A 20,232-nucleotide genomic window follows, 5' to 3' on the forward strand; every position below is an offset into this window, starting at 1 on the left:
AGAAAAGATCACTATGACCGCCGAACCCCTCACCTTCTCCCACCCATGGGCCTCGCAATCCTGGGGCCAGCCTGGCACTCCCACCCCTGATGACACCTCAGCTCAAGACCCCGCCAGCCCCCAACACCTGCGCCCCTCACGAAAATGGCTGAAATGGGGACTCATCATCGCCATCATCACCACCCCCTTCTTATGGCACTTCGTTACCAAACCCATCAGCCATCCCATCCTCACAATCTGCTGCCAACTATCCGTCACCCTGCCCGGCTACATCATGATCTTCTACCGCCTGCTATATCGAACCCACATCGACAACGACACCATCGGCGTCCGCATCGGCCCTCTCCGCCGCACCATCGACGCCCACCACATCACCAAACTGGACATCACACCCAACTGCTACCTCATCACCGACACCTCAGGACACCACGTACGCATCAACCACATGGCCCACGACATCGACCGGGCACTACTCCACCTCCTCACCACACTGCACACCCGACCCATCGACCTACCCGAAGGCTCACCCGACCACCCCGACTGGCCCGACTGGGCCCAACACTGGCGCAACATCTTCGCGACCACCATCTACGACAACCACACCACCTACTACGCCACACACCCTGACGCCCTGGCCCACCTCAACACCCTCATCCAACCCCCCACACAAGCCCAAACGCACTAACCCACAACCCACCCACACCCACCACAACCGCTGGGTTGGTCCCCTGTTGGGTCTGGGTGTTGAGGGTCGATGTAGTCGTTGTGTCACAGTGATCCTGGCGGACTGTAGGGCAGGCCGATGCGAGTGGCTATCGCCTAGTTGATGGGCTCTGGGCCGTCGTCGGACCTGAGCGTGCTCTTGCGGTCGTCGACTGCTCGCTAGATCGAGTTATGAGCGCCACTCTCACAGCTAAATGCAGGCAGGGTATCACTACCCATTGGTAGGATGTTTTTCACGTGTGTAGAATAGGCGAATGCGACTGTCGATAATCCTCGGAAGTCTCGTTTTTTAATTGGCTCGACAAGCAGAGTATGGGCGTCAAAAATGTTGATGTGTTATGAAGCTAGCGCAACTGGCTGGGGGCTCTTTCGGTTGTTGAAAGATTGGATTCTTCGGTATTCTGGTAGTCGCTGAAAATACTAAAATAGGCCACGGGGGGATTCGTGCTGATCCGGTGAAAGCGGAGGTTAGTAGTGGCGGGCTATCACCGCCCGGGGTCGACGCTGGCCTTCATGCTGTTGTCAGAGAAAAAGGCCCGCCCCCTCGGATATGCCGTGGGGGCGGGCTGGCCGCGGAGGATACGAGATTCGAACTCGTGAGGGCGTGAACCCAACCCGCTTTCCAAGCGAGCGCCATAGGCCTCTAGGCGAATCCTCCGCCGAGTAGGGTACATGGAGTTGGCCTTCGGCGCCAATTGTGACCTGGGAGTCGCACCTTGCGCACTATCTGGCGGGCGGCTCGGGCGTCTCCCTCCCAGTCACCGGCATCAGCCCCAGCCACTGTGGCATCAGCGTGCCGTGCGCCCCCCGACCAGGAGCTCAGTAGTGAGAGTCCCGGCCCCTCAGGCGATCGATCTCACGGCGATCCTTCTTGGTTGGTCGCCCAGTCCCACGGTCTCTACGCGCCACCGGAGCGGACAGGTAGGCGGGTCGAGGTGCTGACAGATCCTCGTAGGCCTCGACGGCCATCTTTGCGCCGACGCGTTTTGTGATCGGGTCAACGACCTTGAGTACCCGATCCCATCCGGGGGTGCGGATCGTGACGACGTCGCCAGGGTTGACGTCGTGGGAGGGTTTGACCGGGTCCCCATTGAGGCGGATGTGCCCGCCCTTCACGGCGTCGGTGGCCAGCGACCTCGACTTGTAGGCGCGCACCGACCAGAGCCAGACGTCGATCCTCGTCATGATGCCTCCCTGGTGTCCCGGTTGGTGTCTCGATGGTGCCGTCATCGCGAGATCGGGGCAACCCTTGTCGCCGGACCTTGGTGGAAAAGATGGTGGTAATGCTATGACCTGCCATCTGTCGTTGCAGGCGATGCCATTAGCGACCAATCCACCACACCGTGGGTGATGGGCCTTCACCACGGTGCGGGCGGCGGACCGGGAGCGAGTTCGGTTGTCCCCGTGGCGAGCCGTCGGTTAAGCTTGAACCCGGTTCCCCGTGCGGCGGCACCTGACTGAACTCCCCCAGGACCGAGAGGTAGCAAGGGTAGGTTGGCTCTACCGGGTGCGCGGGGAGCCCTTTTCATGTCCTACGCGCTGCGCCCGGTGAGACATCGAGCGATGCCCGGAAGGAGGGCCGTCATGAACGATCAGCGTCGCATCGTCACGACCGACCGAGCCGGTTCCATCTGGGCGGGTATTACCTGGTGCTCGCTGCTGTTGTTCATCGTGGCGGGCATCGCGGGGATGATGGCCCAGACGATGCTGCCAGCCAATCTCGGTTACCCCCAGCTTCACGACACCGGGGTTCCGGCCTGGCTGACCTGGACGGTTGTCGCGGTGGACATCATCGCATTCCTCATTCCTGCGGTGGTGTGCACGTCGTGTGGGCGCAAGGCCAAGCGGTTGGGGCATCCGGTGCGCTCTGCGGTGCAGATCGCCTGGGCCACCTTCGCCGTCGTCACCGTCATCAGTCTGCTGCTGGTTTTGTTTGGCTGAGTGTGTTCCGCGCACAGCTCGTCGAACCGGTGAGATTGTGTCGTGATCGTCAACTAGGGTTCTCCTCGTGGATGAGAGGGTGCCTGAATCGGGCATGGAGGACGAGGTCGTCGAGCCTGAGGCCTTTGAGCAGGACGGTCTGGATCTTTTCGGCGACGAGGAGCCGCCGCGCCTCGTCATGCCCCCCGACGAACCCACCCCCGACGATGATCTTCCCCCGGATCCCCATGATCCGGGGTTGTTGGACGGCCCTGAGACCCCCGACGAGCCCGACGGTTTGCAGACCGATGAGGACGCCGACGAGATGACACCTCCCGAGGGCTTCGAGTCGGGCCTGGTCGAGGTAAGCCCCTCGTCAGCCCTCGACAGGGATCGTGACGACCTGCCCGAGCCTCCGCTGGCCCTGTACCGGCGTTACCGTCCGGAGACCTTCGACGAGGTCATCGGAGAGGAACACGTCATTGAGCCTCTCAAGCGCGCCATCGTCAACAACCGCGTCAACCACGCCTACCTGTTCTCTGGTCCGCGCGGCTGTGGCAAGACGACGACTGCTCGCATCCTCGCCCGAGCGCTCAATTGTGAGCAGGGTCCGACGCCGACCCCTTGTGGAAAGTGCCAGTCCTGTCAGGATCTGGCCTGTGGCGGCCCTGGATCGATCGACGTCATCGAGATCGACGCGGCCTCCCACGGTGGTGTCGACGACGCCCGTGACCTGCGTGAGCGGGCCTTCTTCGCCCCGGTGCATTCGCGCTACAAGATCTACATCATCGACGAGGCCCACATGGTCACCCCGCAGGGTTTCAACGCCCTGCTGAAACTCGTCGAGGAGCCCCCTCCGCACGTCAAGTTCATCTTCGCGACGACAGAGCCCGAGAAAGTCATCGGGACGATTCGCTCCCGAACCCACCACTATCCCTTCCGGCTGGTTCCGCCGAAGGTCCTCGTCGACTACCTGGACGGGCTGTGCGTCAAGGAGGGGATCGACGTCGACCACGCCGTCCTTCCCCTCGTCGTGCGTGCCGGTGGCGGATCGGTGCGCGACAGCCTGTCGGTGCTCGATCAGCTCCTCGGCGGTGCCGCTGATGGTCACGTCAGCTATGAGCAGGCGGCGGCCCTGCTCGGCTACACCCCTGAAGCGCTCCTCGACGAGATCGTTGACGCCTTCGCTGCCGGGGACGCCCACCAGGTCTTTGCCACCATCGACAAGGTCATCGAGGTGGGCCAGGACCCGCGCCGTTTTGCCGAGGACCTGCTGCGACGGATGCGTGACCTCGTCATCATCTCGGCTGTCCCGGATGCATGCCGGACCGGACTCATCGACGTCTCCCCTGAGCAGGGGACCCGTCTGACCCATCAGGTGGCCGGTTTCGGTGCCGGAGAACTCACCCGTGCCGCCGAGGTCTTGGCTAGCGGGCTGACGCAGATGCGCGGCACCACGGCTCCCAGACTTCACCTGGAGTTGATGTGCTCTCGAATCCTGCTTCCGGCGGCTGACACCGACGGGAGAGGCATCCATGCCCGTCTGGAGCGGTTGGAGCGCAGAGTCGGTGTTTCGGGTTCGGTCACGGAGGCTGACCGTGCACAGGACCATGTTGCCCATGCAGAGAACCACGTTGCCCGTGCAGAGGACCATGCTGTCGCTCAGCCTGTCTCCCCGCCGGTTGAACCACCCCAGCAGTCCAGTGTGACCCGGAGCGTCGAGCAACCTGCCCGGCGTCCCTCGGGGCGTCCCCGTCCCAGCCGTAGGGATTACCAGCCCGGCAACCAACCGTATGGCCAGTCGTCCGCTGTCCATGACGGTCCCCGAGGAGGTGCCCAGGGTTCGCAGGAATCGTCGAATGGTTTTGGGCCCGAGCAGAGCCAGCAACCCGGGCAGCAGAGCCAGCAATCCAGATGGCAGGAACAGCAACCAGGGCAGCAGACGTCTCCACAATCCCAGCCCGATCGTGTCTCTCAGCCCGCCCCTCAGCAGACACCCCAGGAGCAGGGTGGTCTTGGCGAAGGGGCCGTCGACATCACGACCCTGCGTCGCGAGTGGCCTCAGGTGCTCGATGCCGTCAAGGAGGGGGGACGTGTCGCGTGGATGGTCCTCAACGGCTACGCCCAGGTGCTGGATGTCCACGGGAACCAAGCGACCTTGGGCTTTTCCAACCCCGGTGCTCAGGAACGGTTCGTCAACGGCAATTACCCCAAGGTCCTGCACGACGCTGTCGTCAAGGTGTTGGGGGTGGATCTGACGTTCACGGCAGTGATTGGCGAACCCCCGGCCACGGCGCGACCGCAGTTCCATCAGGAACCGGCTGCCCCCGAGCCCCCACCAGTCGACTCCTGGGCTTCGCAGCCGCCTGGCCACGAGTCCACCTCTCGAGGTCCGGCGTATCAAGGTCGGATGAGCAATGACGGTGAGCCGGACCGACATCATCCCGGCCGACCTTTCCAGGACCGCCCCGGTGATCGTCAGCAGGGTGACGCCGACGCTTCGGACGAGCCCTCGAACACGTCAGTCGACAGTTCCCACCCCACCGACTCGGCAGAAAACACCTCCGCCCCGGATTCCACCGTCGAGGATCAGTCCGGAGATGTCCGCGATGAGGTCGTCGAGTCCGGCCCGGTAGCTGGTGCCCCCGACCCGGCCAGTGGTGAGGCCGCTGACCCGGAGCCGGACCTGGAGCCAGCCGAGGCTCACGTCGAGACGGCAGAGGACGGCCAGACCCATGATGCAGGCCAGGGGCACAACACCTCCGAGGTGTCCTCGCACACCACCGCAGGGCAGGAATCCCACAGCGCCAGCCATCGCTGGAGTGAGCGTGCCAAGGGAAGCGTTCGCCCACTCGAGACGGCCCATCATCGTCCAGCCTCCGACGAGGAGCCTCCCGAGGAGGACAGCGAGTGGGACGACACCATTTTGGAAGAGTCCGGCGAGAGCCCGGTCGACCTCATCATGCGTGAGCTGGGAGGGGTCGTCATCGACACCTCTGGAGACGGCGACGCAGCTGCTCGATGAACGTGTCTGCCAGGCGCATTGAGCCACGAACGTGTCGTCACCAACGGCTACTGTGGTCCACGACACCAGGCCGCCCCCGCCGACGAGGATCAGGGGCCACACACAGGAGACATCATGACTACTGGAGGATTTGACCTCAGCGGAATCGACATGGGTGCTTTGCTTGCCCAGGCCCAGTCCGTCCAGAGCCAGCTCGAGACGGCCCAGAACCAACTCGCGGAGAGCAGTTTCGAGGGCACTGCTGGCGGTGGACTCGTTCACGCCACGGTCACTGGGGCCGGTGAGCTTGACGCCCTGACGATCTCGCCGGAGGCCCTCGAGGACACCGATGCCGAGACCCTTGCCGACCTCGTTGTGGCTGCTGTCAAGGACGCCACCGAGCAGGCTCGCGCCATGCAGCAGTCGCTCATGCCGCAGATGCCCGGCCTCGGGCTGTGAACCAACACCACCCACCAGACAGGAGAATTGATGTACGACGGTCCGTTGCAGGAACTCATCGACGCCCTTTCTCGGCTGCCCGGGATCGGGCCGAAGGGTGCTCAGCGGATCGCCTTCCACATCCTTGACTCCCCCGCCGAGGAGGTCAACGAGCTCGCCGATGCCTTGCGTGAGGTCAAGGAGAAGGCCAAGTTCTGCAAGGTCTGCTTCAACGTCTCCTCCGATGAGGTGTGCCAGTACTGCCGTGACCCCCGCCGTGACCATGCGATGATCTGCGTCGTCGAGGAGTCCAAGGACGTCATCGCAGTGGAGCGTACCCGGCAGTTCCGTGGGCTGTATCACGTGCTGGGCGGCGCCATCTCCCCGCTGGACGGAAAGGGCCCCGCTGACCTCCATATTCGTGAGCTGTGTCAGCGCCTGGCCGACGAGACGGTGACCGAGGTCATCCTGGCGACGAACCCGAACCTCGAGGGGGAGGCGACGGCGACCTACTTGTCTCGTCTCATCAGCCCCATGGGTGTGACGGTGTCGCGTCTGGCCTCGGGGCTGCCAGTCGGCGGCGATCTGGAATACGCCGACGAGGTGACCTTGGGACGGGCCTTCGAGGGACGTCTCCACGTCGGTGCCGACGCCTGATCCGCACCGTGTCTCACCAAGTGGTCAAGACCTGAGGGTTCCTTGACTGGCAGATATCGCGTATGCGAACATTGGTCAACATCGCTTCACGGCACCTGGAGATCACATGTCAATCAAGTTCGCCATCCTCGCCTTGCTCGCTGAAAAGCCCCGTCACGGGTATGAGATCAAAAACGAGTTTGATCGCCGTACAAATCACACCTGGCCCCTGAACATCGGGCAGGTTTACACAACTTTGGACCGCCTTGAGCGTGACCGGCTGTGCTTCCGGGGTGACGAGACTCCCGATGGCAGGGTTATCGCCACCATCACCCCTGAGGGTCGCGCAGAGGTGCGTCAGTGGTTCGCCACTCCGATCGCCCCGGCGAATCCGCCGCGCACTGAGTTGGCCATCAAGATTGCCCTTGCAGCCACCTCGAAGGACGTCGACGTCGCTGCCCTCATCCAGGATCAGCGCCGCGCCACCATGCACCAGTTGCAGGAATACCGCCAGGCCCGTCGCAGTGTGGCCGAGGACGATCTTGCAGGCCAGCTCCTTGTTGATGGACTGATCTTCGCCGGCGAGGCTGAGATCCGCTGGCTTGACCACTGTGAGTCCAAGGCCATCGAGGCCTCCCGCCGTGGCAGTCGCGAGTCTGCCGAGGTCGTGGCTGCAGACTCCAAGACCGCCCAGGAAGTCCGAACCGCATGACGTTGACCCCGCCGCGAGCAGCCGGCGAGATCAGTCAACCGGCGCCTCGCACCGTTCTGTCCCTGGATCACGTGAGTCGTTCCTTCGAGGAAAGCGGGCAGCGGGTCGACGCCATCATTGACGTCAGCCTGGGCGTCAATCCTGGTACCTTCGCGGCCGTCATGGGGCCGTCGGGGTCGGGCAAGTCCACCCTGCTGGGTCTCGCGGGTGGGCTGGACAAGCCCACCTCGGGCACGGTTTCCGTGTGTGGAGAGCTGCTGGGCGGCATGTCCCGGGACGATCTGGCCCGGGTTCGACGTCGTCAGCTCGGCTTCGTTTTCCAGGATTACAACCTCGTTCCCACCCTCACGGCGGTCGAGAACGTCTCTCTGCCGTTGGAACTTGACGGGGCGTCAGCCAAACGCGCTCGCAACGCGGCCCACATCGCCTTGGAACGTGTCGGCCTGCCCGAACTCGCGGATCGTCATATCGAGGAGATGTCGGGAGGACAGCGTCAGCGGGTCGCCATCGCGCGCGGCATCGTCGGGGATCGCCGGATTCTCCTTGCCGACGAACCTACCGGGGCCCTCGACTGCGCAACGGGTGACGACATCATGGCCCTCATCCGGGCTCTGGCTGACGAAGGAGTTGCCGTCGTTCTGGTGACCCATGAGGCGCGCCACGCCGCCTGGGCTGACCGCGTGGTGTTCCTGCGTGACGGCAGGCTCGTTGACGAGTCTCAAGTCGTCAGCGACCCCATGGAACTTCTCAACGACCATCCCAAGCGCGGAGAGGCCTGATGGGAAGCGGGAACGTCCCCGACAGTCATGACAACGCAGCGACTGTCCGGCTCTCCGGGGATGGTGTCGCGCACGGACGATCTCACCGACGTCTCATCACCCGGCTGGCTGCTCGTGACATTCTCAAACACAAGGCGCGGTCCCTGCTGATCGTGCTGCTGATCGCTCTCCCGGTGGCCATCATGTCCGGTCTGGGCACGATCCTCGATGCTGGAGGATTCATCCCTGACGGCCAGCTCGTCTCGAAGTATGGCGATGCCGACATGCTCATCCGTCCGATGGAGGACTGGGACGGTCACTGCTCCCAGCATGCACTGGACTTCGCATCTTGCAGTCTCGATAGCTCACCGAACGCCGAGTTGCGAGCCCGCCAGAAGCAGGCCATGGAGAATATCCATCTGGCCGGCCACGAGCTGTACCCGATGCGGACCAAGTCTGTCGACGTGGCATGGCGCTCTGTCACCCTTGAGGGCACCGTCAAGGGGGCAGACCTGACGGCCATGCTTCCTGATCGCATGGAAGTGCCCAGCGGACCGATGCCCCGTGGCGACAGCGTTTGGGCTTCCGGCGACTCTGCAAAGAGATATGGCTGGTCAGTCGGTTCTCACGTCACCATCCAGGGTCGTCAGTACACCATCACCGGGCTGACGCGAGAGCAGCTGTTCACCTATGAACCGAGTTTCTGGGTGGGTCCTGAGGACCCACTCGTCAAGAATGGGACTCTCACCTACTACGTCAAAGGTCCTCGGCCCACCAAGGAACAAGTCTCCCACCTCAACGCGTCAGGTCTCGGGGTTGAGGTGCGAGAACTCGACACGAATGGGGACGATGCCGACGTCGTCGCTGGCCAGATCTTCGGCATGGTCCTGGCAGTCGTCGTTCTCTCCGCGATCGTCACCGCCACCATTGCTGCCGCTGCCTTCTCCATCGGAGCGCGCCAGCAGCGTCGCATGCTTGCCCTGCTGGGAACCACGGGTGCTGCCCGACGAGACCTCATGGGAGTGATGATCGGCCAAGGTGTGTTGCTGGGCTCGGCTGGCGCGGTGCTCGGAGTAGTACTCGGCATCGGAGCGGCCAACGCCTTCGTCGCCGTCCAACGTCACATCGACCCCGGGTCTCTCCTGACCTACGGCGCCAACTGGGAGTACGCCATCGTTGGTCTGGTCGTCGGCCTGCTGGCAGCAGTGGTCGCCTGTTGGTTCCCGGCGCGGGAGGTGGCTCGGCAGGATGTCCTCATGGGGGTTCGGCATGCTGAGGCAGCCGCTCGTCCGGTGCGGCGTCCCATTGCCGCGATCATCGTGGCAATCCTAGGGGTGCTCGTCGGAATCGGCTTCGTCGTCAGCGATCGGATCTACACAACGGACTCCTACGACATCGTCCCCCTCAACATCGGCATTGTCGTCACCATTGTCGTCGTGTATCTGGCTGCCATCCTGGCTCTGCCATGGCTGGTCAACACAGTGTCGCGGCGTCCCTCGTCACGACTGTCGATCCGCTTTGCACTGCGCGACCTCAACCGGAACCGGGGCAGAGCGGTCGCGGGAGCCGCGGCATCGGTGGCCATCACCGTCTTGGCCTGCACCTTCGTCACCATGGCGGACGGCATCGCCATTCAGGAACGCAACGACTACCGGCCCCGCTACGCCACCAACGTGGCGATGTTGGTCGGGGATGATGTTCGCGGACACCAGAATTCAGAACAACGCATGAGCCAGGAGATCGAGCAGGTTCAGGCAGTTTTCGGGCCATCCGTGCGGTACCAGCGTGCGGTGGAACCGGTCAACTGCGACACGGACCCACAGATCTGCGACAACAAGCTCATCGTGAATGTGCCGAGTTTGGCTGCCCGGGACATCGACATGGGACATGACCTGTCCGTCTCGTCCGTGGTCATTGACGATGGCAGCCTCTATGAGTTGCTGACCGGTCAGAAGGCCGATGACGAAGTCATGAAGGCTCTCGACGAGGGCATCATCCTTTTTCATCCTGATGCGCCGGAACGATCCCGGGCCGTACTTTCCCGATATGACGAAGGGCCTGGGCCCCACGATCTCGAGGTGACATCGATGAGGGCCCCGGAGAGCTCTCTCGGCGTTGAGATGCCAGCCCTCATCGGACGCAACACTGCGGCCAAGGCGCTGAGAGTCAGCCCTGACACGATGACGACTCAGCGGACGGACATGTGGCTTCGTCTGCCTCGCACCCCGACCTCGAAAGAGGACGACCGTCTGCAGAACTCCCTCATGAATACCACCGGAAGACCCTACCCCTTCGAGTGGGAAGAGGGATTCCAGGACGTCACGGGAACCATGGTGCGCTGGGCCGCAGTCATCGGAGCGCTGCTGGCCACCTGCGTGGGAGCCGTGGTACTTGCCCTGACCCTCTCCGACTCGAATGCCTCGCGCACTGCCATCGCATCGGTGGGGGCGTCCACGGCGACATTGCGACGCATGGTCGCTGCTCAGGCCTTCGTCACGACGGGTATCGGTCAGGTGCTCGGGTTGATCGTGGGATTCCTCCCCATCGTCGTCATGACCGCGTGTGCCGCCACAGTACGGCCCATTGCGTGGCCACTGGGTTGGCTGGCTCTCATTGTCATTGCCCCACCAGTGTTGTTGGCTCTCGTGGCCAGGTGGTGTGTCCCGGTGCCCAAAGCCCGGATGACTCGGGTGGACTGACGACAGCTCCCGCAAGGCTCACGGCCCCGGCCATTACCTCGCCCAGGTTCCCGTCATGGACGGGTCGTTGTCGGGATCGTTGAGAGCTCGATGATGCGGATCGGCGGGAGGTTGATGGCGACGGCGTCGACGCTCGCGCGGAACAGCCTGGCCAGCACCCCAGGAGGCCAGGGTCGCCAATCGGGAGCGTAGATCCTTCGGCAAGGTGAAGGGGCGAGCAATGAGGGCCCCGAAGCTGCTGCCCACGGCCAGGGCCACTCCCACCAACAGGGCCTCCAGGAAAAGGGTCCAGCCGTTGTCCTTCGCGACGCCGGTCGTCCCGTTCTGGGCGTTGACGATCATGTACAGCGCCCGGTACATCATGACACCGGGCATGAGCGGGACGATGGCGATCGTCACCAGACCGAGTTGCGGCACCTTCCACCGTCGTGCCCCCAGGGCAGCGATGATGCCGGCAACCATGGCACCCAGGCCCGATGCGGCAGATACCGACCCGGTTAGTTGCATGCCGACGAGGTAACCGGCCCACGCAGCAGCTCCCAACACCGCACAGATGGCCAGGGTCCGGTAGCCGGCATGGGACGAGATACCGAAGGTGACGGCGATGACGGCCGCGCAGATCATCTGCAAAACGGGATCGGTCGAAAATCCCAGGGATGGCGAGATGTATCCCGGCACGCCTAGTCGTAGTCCGATCCACATGGCGGTGATGACGCCGAGGATGATCCCGCCGGTCTGCACGAACCCTTCCAGGAATCGTCCGGAACTGGTGACGACGTAGCCGTCGAGGGCGTCCTGGGAGGCAGTGACGAAGGAGCCTCCCGCCAGCAGGGAGACGATTCCCGAAGCGACGATGAGGGAGGGAGACAGCGGCAAGGGCTCGTGGGAGATTGCCATGTACTCCATGACGAGCAGGGCGAAAACAGTGGCGATGGCTCCGCCGGCCGCTTGGGTGAAGAAGTTGGTGATCCTCTTGCGGGCCATAGCCTGCACGGTGGCATCGACGATGCAGGTGGAGATGAAGCTCAGCACACCGTCCATGGCGGTGCCCCCGAAGATCGTCGAGAGTCCGGCGCCCATCAAGCCCATGTTCATGGTGACGAACCACTGCCGGTACAGACGTGGGCTGCGGGTGATGGCGGCAAGGCGATCGGCAGCCTCCTCGAGTCCGACGGACCTGTCGCAGATGGAGTCGACGAGAAGTTGAAGCTCGCCCAACCGCTGGTAGTCGTTACTGCGGGAGCGCACGACTCGCAACGCGGTGATGGGATCTTCCTCCAGGCCGCGATGCTGGGTCACGATGACTGAAGCGTTGGTGATGTCGATGTGGACCGTCACCCCGTAGGTCGCCGTGATGCGTAGCGCCATGGCAATGGCCTCAGAGACCGAGCCTCCGACCGAGATTGCCATGACGGCGACCCTGGTCACGAGGTCGACAACTCGTCGCGCCTGCCGCGTCGCCATCTCCGCGTCGCCCGGTTTGAGGGCGAGGGTGGTCTCCATCGGGGTGGCCGCCCGGAAGAACCGCTCCAGGGGGACCCGACGAGCGCGGTGAACCTTGGGAGGGCCAGACCGATGGTTTGGGGTTGCGTTGGTCTCTGGTGAGGTCGTCGCGGAGGGGGGCAGGGTCCACGACGTCGATGCGCTGATTCCTTGGCCGAGCCGGGTCGGGCTGTCATCTGGGGCCGGAGGTTCCGGGGGAGTCGGGCGCACCTGACGTCGGGACGTCGGCTGAGCTGATGGCTGTCCGGGCCGGAAGATACGCGCGTCGATGCCGTCGGAGGTGAGCGGAATGGACTCGTCTGCGTGCCAGGGTCGATGGGGTGACGCCGACCCGCGGCCAGAGTCCGTTCGCTTCTGTGCCATCGCCAATCCCCCTCTCCACAGGAACACCCAGCAGAACCATTGTGGTGCTCTCCACCGGCGGTACCCAAACTGCTCGGGCCACCGGCCCAGTTCGACCTGGATCGATAGGCTGGAGCGGTGCTCATCGCCACTGATCTCGACGGAACCTTCCTGCGCCCAGACGCCACAGTGTCTGCCCGCAACCTCGCCGCTCTGGAGGCTGCCGAAGCAGCCGGAGTACACGTCGTTCCGGTGACTGGACGGGCCATCGGCGGTCTGCGCCACATCGGGCCGATCTTCCATCGGTATGCCCTGGTGTGCAACGGCGCTGTTGGTCTCGACCTGTCCGGTGACGATGTTCTCCACACCCTGCCGATCCCGCCCGAGACGGTCCGAGGATTCGTTGAGACGATGACCGCCCACCTTCCAGGTGTGCTGTTCTGCTCGGCTGTTGATGACTCCTCGATCTTCGCCGTCGAGGCTGGCTACGACGAGCTCACTCCGCCCTACGAAGCCGAGAATGACCCGGCTGAACACGTCGTCGTCACCCGTGAGGAACTGTGCTCCCGAGGCGCGCTGAAACTCATGGTCACCCATCCGAGCGTGCCGGCCCGGGAGGTCTTCGCCCTGGCCGAGCGTCTCGCGATTCCGGGTGTCCACACCACCTGGGCCGGGTTCTCGATGGCTGAGGCGAACCGGGCCGACGTCAACAAGGCCGCAGGACTCGAACAGATCTGCAAGGTTCTCGGCGAGGATCGCTCCGATGTCGTCGCCCTCGGTGATGGTGCCAACGACGTCGAGATGCTGCGATGGGCTGGCACCTCCTACGCCATGGCCAACGCCAACCCCCTTGCCATCGAGGCCGCCGACCGGCGTGCCCCTTCCTGTGACGAGGACGGGTTCGCCATTGTCGTCGAAGAGTTGCTGGCATCCCGATAATCTCGCCGTGTGCTCATCGCAACAGATCTTGACGGAACCCTGTTGACCCCGCAGGGGGCCATCAGCCCTCGCACTCGTGATGCCATCCGCGCCGCAGAGCGGGCCGGGGTGCCCGTGGTCCCGGTCACCGCCCGGCAGATCTATGGCATCCAGACATGGCGTGACGACCTGGGTCGTTGGGCTCTGTGCTCCAACGGGGCGATCTGTTGGGACCTCCGGGCTCGCACCGTGCTGTTTCGTCAGCCCATGCCGTCTGCCCTGGCCAGCGAGTTCGCGCACGGTCTCCTCGAGGCCGCCCCCGGTACCCGCTTCCTGACCATCAAGGACGACGGGTTCACCTTCGCCTCTCAGCGCGGTTATGCCGAGCTGACGACGTTCGCCGACCACTCCCGCGAGCCGGCCGAGATGCCGGCATTGGACCTCGACGAGGTTCTTGACGGGGACTGCCTCAAGATGGTGGCCCGTCACCCCAGCCTGCCTATCGAGGAACTCGCTGCCCGTGCATCGGGTCTTTCCGTCGCTGACGAGGTGCACGTCACGACCTCCGGTAAGCCGATGTTGGAGATCAGCGCCAAGGGGGTCACCAAGGATTCTGGTCTGGCCATGCTGTGCGATCACCTGGGCGTCGATCAACGTGACACGGTGGCCTTCGGGGATGGGGCCAACGACGTCGAGATGCTGGAATGGGCCGGGGACTCCTACGCCATGGCCAATGCGGTCCCGCTGGCTGCTGCAGCGGCCCGACACCAAGCCCCGTCCAATGCCGAGGACGGGGTCGCCCAGATCATCGAGGCCCTGCTGGCTGAGCCGGCTGATCGCTGCTGACGGCTCGGGGGTACGGACGTGATCACACGATATTCGCGGTCTGGAGCATGACGATGCCGTGGAGTAAGCTGTGGCCTGACCGCAAGGCAGTGATGGGGCGATCACCCCGGAGCCGCCGGAAGAACGGGTACGTGCGCACACCACCTCAGTAGAACCGGCAGCGATCAACGAACCAAGAGGCCGACGTCGTTGACGTCGTGCAAGGAGGGTGGTACCGCGGGTACCCGGAGAAACCGGTGTGCTCGTCCCTCGGAGACCCGAGACGAAGGACCCTCCGCCGCGATGACCGATGTGAACTCAGTCCGCCCTGACGGCTACCGGCAGTACAACAGCGTGCCGCCGCAGATTGACCTTCCCGCGATGGACCACGAGATCATGGATCTGTGGGCCCGGGAGCACACCTTCGAGAAGACCTTGGAGGCCACCAAGGACGGCCAGCCGTGGACCTTCTTCGAGGGACCGCCGACCGCCAACGGTCAGCCTGGCACCCATCACGTCGAGGCCCGCGTCTTCAAGGACGTCTTCCCCCGTTTCAAGACCATGCAGGGTTTCCGCGTCGACCGCAAGGCCGGCTGGGACTGCCACGGCCTGCCCGTCGAGCTGGCGGTCGAGAAGGAGCTGGGATTCTCCGGCAAGCCTGACATCGAGAAGTACGGGGTCGAGCCGTTCAACGAGAAGTGCCGTGAGTCCGTCACCCGTCACGTCGACGCCTTCAGTGAACTCACCGAGCGGATGGGCTACTGGGTCAACATGGACGAGGCGTACTGGACGATGAATCCGTCCTACGTCGAGTCGGTGTGGTGGGGCCTCAAGCGAGTCTGGGACAAGGGTCTGCTCGGCGAGGACCACCGCGTCGCCCCGTACTGCCCGCGGTGTGGCACCACCCTGTCCGACCACGAGCTGGCCCAGGGCTACCAGGACGACCGCGACCCGTCGATCTTCGTCCGCTTCCCGGTGACCTCGGGCCCGTTGGCCGGACGGGCCAAGCTGCTGGTGTGGACGACCACCCCGTGGACCCTCGTCTCGAACACCGCCGTCGCCGTGCATCCCGAGGTGCGTTACGTCGTCGCTCACCAGGACCCGGTTCCGGAGGGTTCCGACGCCGTTGCGACCGCCTCTGGCGACGACCCGGTCTCGGAGGACCTCGTTATCGCCGAACCGCTGTTCGAGAAGGTGCTGGGGGAGGGCTGGAGCCTCACTGGCGAGTCCTTCATGGGTTCCGAGATGGAGTTCTGGACCTACCAGCGTCCCTACGACTTCCTGGAGTGGCCCGAGACCGAGCGCGTCACCGCTGATGGTCGTCCCACCCCTACTGACGCCAACTTCGTCATCCTCGCCGACTACGTCACCACTGAGGACGGCACAGGCTTGGTCCATCAGGCCCCAGCCTTCGGTGCCGACGACCTGCTGACCTGTCGGCGCTATGGTTTGCCGCTGGTCAACCCGATCCGCCCCGACGGCACCTTCGAGGAGTCGATCCCGCTGGTTGGTGGGCAGTTCTTCAAGACCGCCGACAAGCCGTTGTGTGAGGATCTCGACAAGCGTGGAATCCTGTTCCGTCTCGAGATGCACTGGCACTCCTACCCGCACTGCTGGCGCTGCGACACCCACCTCATCTATTACGCCCAGCCGTCGTGGTACATCCGCACCACCCGCGTCAAGGAGCAGCTGATCGAGCAGAACGAGGGCACCACCTGGTACCCCGAGACGATCAAGCACGGCCGCTTCGGTGACTGGCTGGAGAACAACATCGACTGGGCCGTCAGCCGCTCGCGGTACTGGGGCACCCCGCTGCCGCTGTGGCGCAATGACGATGATCCCTCCGACGTCATCTGCGTGGAGTCCCTGGCTGAACTGTCCCAGTACGCCGGACGTGACCTCACGGGAATGGATCCGCACCGTCCATTCATCGACGAGGTGACCTTCACCCGTGACGGCCACACCTACCATCGCGTCCCCGAGGTGGCCGACGCCTGGCTGGACTCGGGCTCGATGCCCTTCGCTCAGTGGGGTTACCCGCACGTGCCCGGCTCCAAGGAGAAGTTCGAGTCCCACTACCCGGGCGACTTCATCTGCGAGGCCATCGACCAGACTCGCGGCTGGTTCTACACCATGATGGCCGTGGGAACCCTCGTCTTCGACGAGTCCTCGTACCGTAACGTGTTGTGCCTGGGCCACATCCTCGCCGAGGACGGCCGCAAGATGAGCAAGCACTTGGGCAACATCCTGCTGCCCATTCCGCTCATGGACAAGCACGGTGCCGACGCGGTGCGCTGGTTCATGGCCGCTGACGGCTCCCCGTGGAGCGCTCGTCGCGTCGGTGACGAAACCATCCAGGAGGCGGTCCGCAAGGTCCTGCTGACCTACTGGAACACCGTCAGCTTCCATGCCCTCTACGCCCGCGCCAATGACTGGTCCCCGGCCACTGCCCCTGCGGCTCCGGCCGTCGCGGACCGTCACATCCTGGATCGCTGGCTCGTCAGCGCCACCAATGTTCTGGTCCGCGAGGTCACCGAGGCACTGAACAACTTCGACACCCAACGCACCGGAAATCTCATCGCCCAATTCGTCGACGAGTTGTCCAACTGGTACGTGCGTCGCTCCCGCCGTCGCTTCTGGGACGGCGACCAGAGCGCCCTGTGGTCCCTGCACGAGACCCTTGAGACGCTCACTCGTCTCATGGCCCCGATGGTGCCGTTCATCACCGAGCGTGTCTGGCAGGACCTCTTCGTGACGACGAACCCGGAGGGCCCAGAATCGGTGCACCTGTCGAGGTGGCCGGTTGCCGACGAGGCCGTCATCGACGAGCCCCTCACCGAGTCGATGGATCTGGCTCGACGCATCGTCGAGTTGGGGCGTGGCGCTCGCGCCGAGGCCAAGGCCAAGATCCGTCAGCCTCTGTCGCGTGCCCTCATCTCGGGTGCTGCACTGGCCAAGCTCGACGACGACCTGCAGGCCGAGATTCGTTCCGAGCTCAACGTCATGGCCTTGGAGTCGTTCACTGCGGCCGGGGACCTCGTTGACCACTCCGCGAAGGGTAACTTCCGTGCCCTCGGCAAGAAGTACGCCAAGGCCACCCCGAAGGTCGCCGCGGCCATCGCCGCTGCCGATCCAGGATGGCTGGCCAGCGAGTTGGCCGGGAACGGTTCGGTGACGTTGGAGGTGCCCGAGGTCGAGGGCGGCAAGGCCGTCGTGACCGCCGACGACGTCATCGTCTCCGAACGCCCGCGCGAGGGCTGGAGCGTCCTCAACGAGCAGGGAGAGACGGTGGCCCTGGATCTGGAGATCACCCCAGAGCTGGCTCGCGCCGGACAAGCCCGGGAGGTCATCCGGTTCATCCAGGACAGCCGCAAGAAGGCTGGTCTGGATGTCTCCGACCGCATCTGCTTGTCCTGGCAGGCCGATGGTGAGTTGGCACAGGCCGTGGAGGAACACCTCGACGAGATCGCTGGCGAGGTGCTGGCCACCTCGGTCACCCGTGGTCAGGCCGATGACCAGTGGTTCCGCGACGAGGAACTCGGCCTGGCTGTGAAGGTCGAGAAGGTCTGATCGACTCTCTGACGGACCCATGACGTCGGGCGGCCACCTGTCCAGGGTGACCGCCCGATGTGCGTTGTCGGGGGAGGATCGGTCTCACAGGGAGGTCAGGACGGCAGCTCCGTGTCGTCGTGATTTTTGACGCCGAGCTGGTCGAGAATGTTGGCCATCGTGCGAGCCACCGCGAGGGTGTCGTCCAGCGGCATCGTCTGGCTCTCGGTGCGTCCAGCCCGAAGGCACTCGCAGACCTCGATGAGCTCGTGGGCATAGCCGCGTCCCAGGGCAGGAGTGTTGTGGACTTCCGGGATGACCCCGCGGCGATGGATGAGGATGCGGCTGGGATGGTGGAACCTCGGCTCCACCTCGATCCAGCCGTCCGTGCCCTGGATCGTCATGCGTCCCGGCCCGTCGGATGTCAGGGAGATGGCCAGGGTGGCGACCTTGCCCTTCGGGAAGGTCAGCAGCATCGAGGCGTCGGAGTCGACACCGTTGGGGAAGCGTTTGCCGCGAGCGATGACCTCGGTGGGTTCGCCGAAGAGCCGGATGGCGAAATCGAGGACGTAGACACCCAGGTCGAGGGTCACCCCTCCTCCCAGCGCAGGGGAGAAGAGACGGTCCTCCGGGTCATAATTGCGCAGAGCGAACAAGTCGCCTTGAACACCTGTCGGCTCCCCGATCGCGCCCTTGTTGACGGCGTCGATCATCTCGCTGACGACGGGTAGGAAGCGGGTCCACATTCCTTCCATCGCGAACACCTTGTGGGTCCGTGCGGCCTCGGCCATCTCGGTTGCTGCCTGGGAGGTGGCGGCGAAGGACTTCTCGACCAGAACGGCCTTTCCCGCGTTGATGGCAGCCAAGGCGATCGGGCGGTGCTGAGCGTGTGGAGTTGCCACATAAACGACGTCAACAGCGGGGTTGGCGATCATTTCGGCATACGAGTCGTGGGCGTCGGGACGTGGTGTGCCCAGCTTCTGGGAGACCAGATCGGCGAAGGCATCGGCACGCGCGGGGGACCTCGACGCGATGGCGGAAATGCGTGCTCCAGGCACGTGCGCGAAGTCGTCGAGAACTGTGCGGGCGATGCGCCCGGTACCCGCGATCGCCCAACCAATGGTGGCCGTGGTGTCCATGACACAACTCTAGACGTCACATGGCGGCACCACCACGATGTGACCTACTGCGGGGTCGGTTCGCGGGTGCCTTGCCTTGTCAAAAAGCATCTTTACCGCGTACCGTGAGATTCGTGGGAAGCAATGAAGCTGACGATTGGACGCTCCTAGCGAATTGCCGCGGCATGGCGGATGCCCTCTTCCCGGACGGGAAGGAGCAGCGCCGCGCCAGGCGGATCTGCGCTGACTGCCGCGTGCGTCCGGAGTGCCTTGCCGAAGCCTTGGACAACCGCCTTGAGTGGGGAGTCTGGGGAGGAATGACTGAGCGCGAGAGGCGACGCCTGCTGCGCGAGCGCCCGGACGTGACGAGTTGGCGCGATGTGCTCCTTGCCGATCAGGGATCGCAACCGAAGACCGCTAGGGTGAAGTCATGACTCGATGGGAGTACTTCACGGCACCGATTCTGGTGCACGCCTCGCAGCAGATCCTCAACACCTTCGGAGCCGACGGCTGGGAACTCGTCCAGATCGTCGCTGGCCCCAATCCGGAATCATTGGTGGGCTACTTCAAGCGCCCGCTGCCTGACCAGGAACAGTCCCGATGAGTGCCACAGCGAAGTGCGCTGAACTGGGAATCACCCTGCCGCCGGTTGCGGTTCCGGTGGCTGACTATGTGCCGGCCATCCAGAGCGGGTCGCAAATCCTGACCTCTGGCCAGCTCCCTTTCGTCGACGGCGAACTGATCGCTGTCGGCAAGGTGGGTGACACCGTCTCTGCTGAGCAGGCCGCCGAAGCTGCACGCACTGCGGTCCTCAACGCGATCGCGGCTGCCGCTGACGTTGCCGGCGGGCTGGACGCCATCAAGCGTGTCGTGCGGGTTGTCGTCTTCGTCAATTCCGTCCCGGACTTCACCGGCCAGGCCGGGGTGGCCAACGGTGCCTCCCAGTTGCTCGGACAGATCTTCGGCGAGCAGGGACGCCACGCACGCAGCGCCGTCGGTGTGGCCAGCCTTCCGCTGGGATCACCCGTCGAGGTCGAGCTGACCGTCGAGGTCTGATCACACGCAGATTCGCACATGTCCGGGGCCA

The 20,232-nt window shown here is 64.2% G+C and carries 17 protein-coding genes, 1 tRNA gene and 1 other RNA gene; 15 read left to right on the top strand and 4 right to left on the bottom strand.

Translation table 11 applies throughout. The features are described from left to right. The first annotated feature begins 13 nt into the window (after positions 1-13). Complete coding sequence (locus tag O6R08_RS00860; protein WP_271418325.1) at positions 14-685, top strand: hypothetical protein; 672 nt, start codon at positions 14-16, stop codon at positions 683-685. A 611-nt stretch (positions 686-1,296) separates the two neighbouring features. Here the strand turns inward: O6R08_RS00860 and O6R08_RS00865 are convergent. Both O6R08_RS00865 and O6R08_RS00870 read right to left on the bottom strand, forming a co-directional pair. Beyond that, positions 1,297-1,381, bottom strand: a tRNA-Ser gene (locus O6R08_RS00865). 161 nt (positions 1,382-1,542) lie between these two features. Beyond that, on the bottom strand, positions 1,543-1,908 hold the full coding sequence (locus O6R08_RS00870) for an RNA-binding S4 domain-containing protein (RefSeq protein ID WP_271418331.1): 366 nt from the start codon (positions 1,906-1,908) through the stop codon (positions 1,543-1,545). Between the two features lie 245 nt (positions 1,909-2,153). On the opposite strand from O6R08_RS00870, the gene ffs reads away from it, so the two are divergent. The 8 genes from ffs to O6R08_RS00910 all read left to right on the top strand — a co-directional run bounded on the left by ffs (position 2,154) and on the right by O6R08_RS00910 (position 10,890). Next, an RNA gene (gene ffs, locus O6R08_RS00875) (signal recognition particle sRNA small type) lies at positions 2,154-2,250 on the top strand. A 36-nt stretch (positions 2,251-2,286) separates the two neighbouring features. Further along, entirely contained in the window at positions 2,287-2,664 is a 378-nt protein-coding gene (locus tag O6R08_RS00880; RefSeq protein WP_271419137.1) for a hypothetical protein, read from the top strand. A gap of 94 nt (positions 2,665-2,758) precedes the next feature. Further along, complete coding sequence (locus O6R08_RS00885) at positions 2,759-5,668, top strand: DNA polymerase III subunit gamma and tau (RefSeq protein ID WP_271419138.1); 2,910 nt, start codon at positions 2,759-2,761, stop codon at positions 5,666-5,668. A 114-nt stretch (positions 5,669-5,782) separates the two neighbouring features. After that, positions 5,783-6,106, top strand: coding sequence for a YbaB/EbfC family nucleoid-associated protein (locus O6R08_RS00890; protein ID WP_271418332.1), 324 nt, complete (start codon positions 5,783-5,785; stop codon positions 6,104-6,106). Positions 6,107-6,136: 30 nt separating this feature from the next. Then, on the top strand, positions 6,137-6,742 hold the full coding sequence (gene recR / locus O6R08_RS00895) for a recombination mediator RecR (RefSeq protein ID WP_271418333.1): 606 nt from the start codon (positions 6,137-6,139) through the stop codon (positions 6,740-6,742). Between the two features lie 106 nt (positions 6,743-6,848). After that, positions 6,849-7,433, top strand: coding sequence for a PadR family transcriptional regulator (locus O6R08_RS00900; protein WP_271418334.1), 585 nt, complete (start codon positions 6,849-6,851; stop codon positions 7,431-7,433). Further along, positions 7,430-8,212: an ABC transporter ATP-binding protein gene (locus O6R08_RS00905; RefSeq protein ID WP_271418335.1), complete on the top strand. Its 783-nt coding sequence runs from the start codon at positions 7,430-7,432 to the stop codon at positions 8,210-8,212. The genes O6R08_RS00900 and O6R08_RS00905 overlap by 4 nt, the downstream gene beginning before the upstream one ends. Continuing rightward, entirely contained in the window at positions 8,212-10,890 is a 2,679-nt protein-coding gene (locus O6R08_RS00910; protein ID WP_271418336.1) for an ABC transporter permease, read from the top strand. Before O6R08_RS00905 ends, O6R08_RS00910 begins: the two co-directional genes overlap by 1 nt. A 33-nt stretch (positions 10,891-10,923) precedes the next feature. On the opposite strand, the gene O6R08_RS00915 is transcribed toward O6R08_RS00910, so the two are convergent. After that, positions 10,924-12,393 (bottom strand): threonine/serine exporter family protein, encoded by a 1,470-nt coding sequence (locus O6R08_RS00915; RefSeq protein ID WP_271419139.1) that lies wholly within the window; start codon positions 12,391-12,393, stop codon positions 10,924-10,926. Positions 12,394-12,873: 480 nt separating this feature from the next. Between O6R08_RS00915 and O6R08_RS00920 the strand changes: the two genes are divergently transcribed. The 3 genes from O6R08_RS00920 to ileS all read left to right on the top strand — a co-directional run bounded on the left by O6R08_RS00920 (position 12,874) and on the right by ileS (position 18,048). Beyond that, positions 12,874-13,674, top strand: a complete 801-nt coding sequence (locus O6R08_RS00920) for an HAD hydrolase family protein (protein WP_271418337.1) — start codon at positions 12,874-12,876, stop codon at positions 13,672-13,674. Between the two features lie 9 nt (positions 13,675-13,683). Then, on the top strand, positions 13,684-14,499 hold the full coding sequence (locus O6R08_RS00925) for a Cof-type HAD-IIB family hydrolase (RefSeq protein ID WP_271418338.1): 816 nt from the start codon (positions 13,684-13,686) through the stop codon (positions 14,497-14,499). 282 nt (positions 14,500-14,781) lie between these two features. Further along, positions 14,782-18,048 (top strand): isoleucine--tRNA ligase, encoded by a 3,267-nt coding sequence (gene ileS, locus O6R08_RS00930; protein ID WP_271418339.1) that lies wholly within the window; start codon positions 14,782-14,784, stop codon positions 18,046-18,048. A gap of 95 nt (positions 18,049-18,143) precedes the next feature. Here ileS and O6R08_RS00935 read toward each other — a convergent pair whose 3' ends face one another. Beyond that, positions 18,144-19,166 (bottom strand): Gfo/Idh/MocA family protein, encoded by a 1,023-nt coding sequence (locus O6R08_RS00935; RefSeq protein ID WP_271418340.1) that lies wholly within the window; start codon positions 19,164-19,166, stop codon positions 18,144-18,146. A gap of 113 nt (positions 19,167-19,279) precedes the next feature. Here O6R08_RS00935 and O6R08_RS00940 point away from each other — a divergent pair, with 113 nt between their 5' ends. Genes O6R08_RS00940 through O6R08_RS00950 form a run of 3 tightly spaced genes read left to right on the top strand, consistent with a single transcriptional unit; the run spans position 19,280 to position 20,201 of the window. Continuing rightward, a complete protein-coding gene (locus O6R08_RS00940; RefSeq protein WP_271418341.1) occupies positions 19,280-19,579 on the top strand; it encodes a WhiB family transcriptional regulator in 300 nt (99 codons plus the stop codon). Next, positions 19,576-19,749: a DUF4177 domain-containing protein gene (locus tag O6R08_RS00945; protein WP_271418342.1), complete on the top strand. Its 174-nt coding sequence runs from the start codon at positions 19,576-19,578 to the stop codon at positions 19,747-19,749. The genes O6R08_RS00940 and O6R08_RS00945 overlap by 4 nt, the downstream gene beginning before the upstream one ends. Then, entirely contained in the window at positions 19,746-20,201 is a 456-nt protein-coding gene (locus O6R08_RS00950) for a RidA family protein (RefSeq protein ID WP_271418343.1), read from the top strand. The genes O6R08_RS00945 and O6R08_RS00950 overlap by 4 nt, the downstream gene beginning before the upstream one ends. The last annotated feature ends 31 nt before the right edge of the window (positions 20,202-20,232 follow it).

Source organism: Cutibacterium equinum, from assembly GCF_028021195.1.
Classification (GTDB): Bacteria; Actinomycetota; Actinomycetes; order Propionibacteriales; family Propionibacteriaceae; genus Cutibacterium; species Cutibacterium equinum.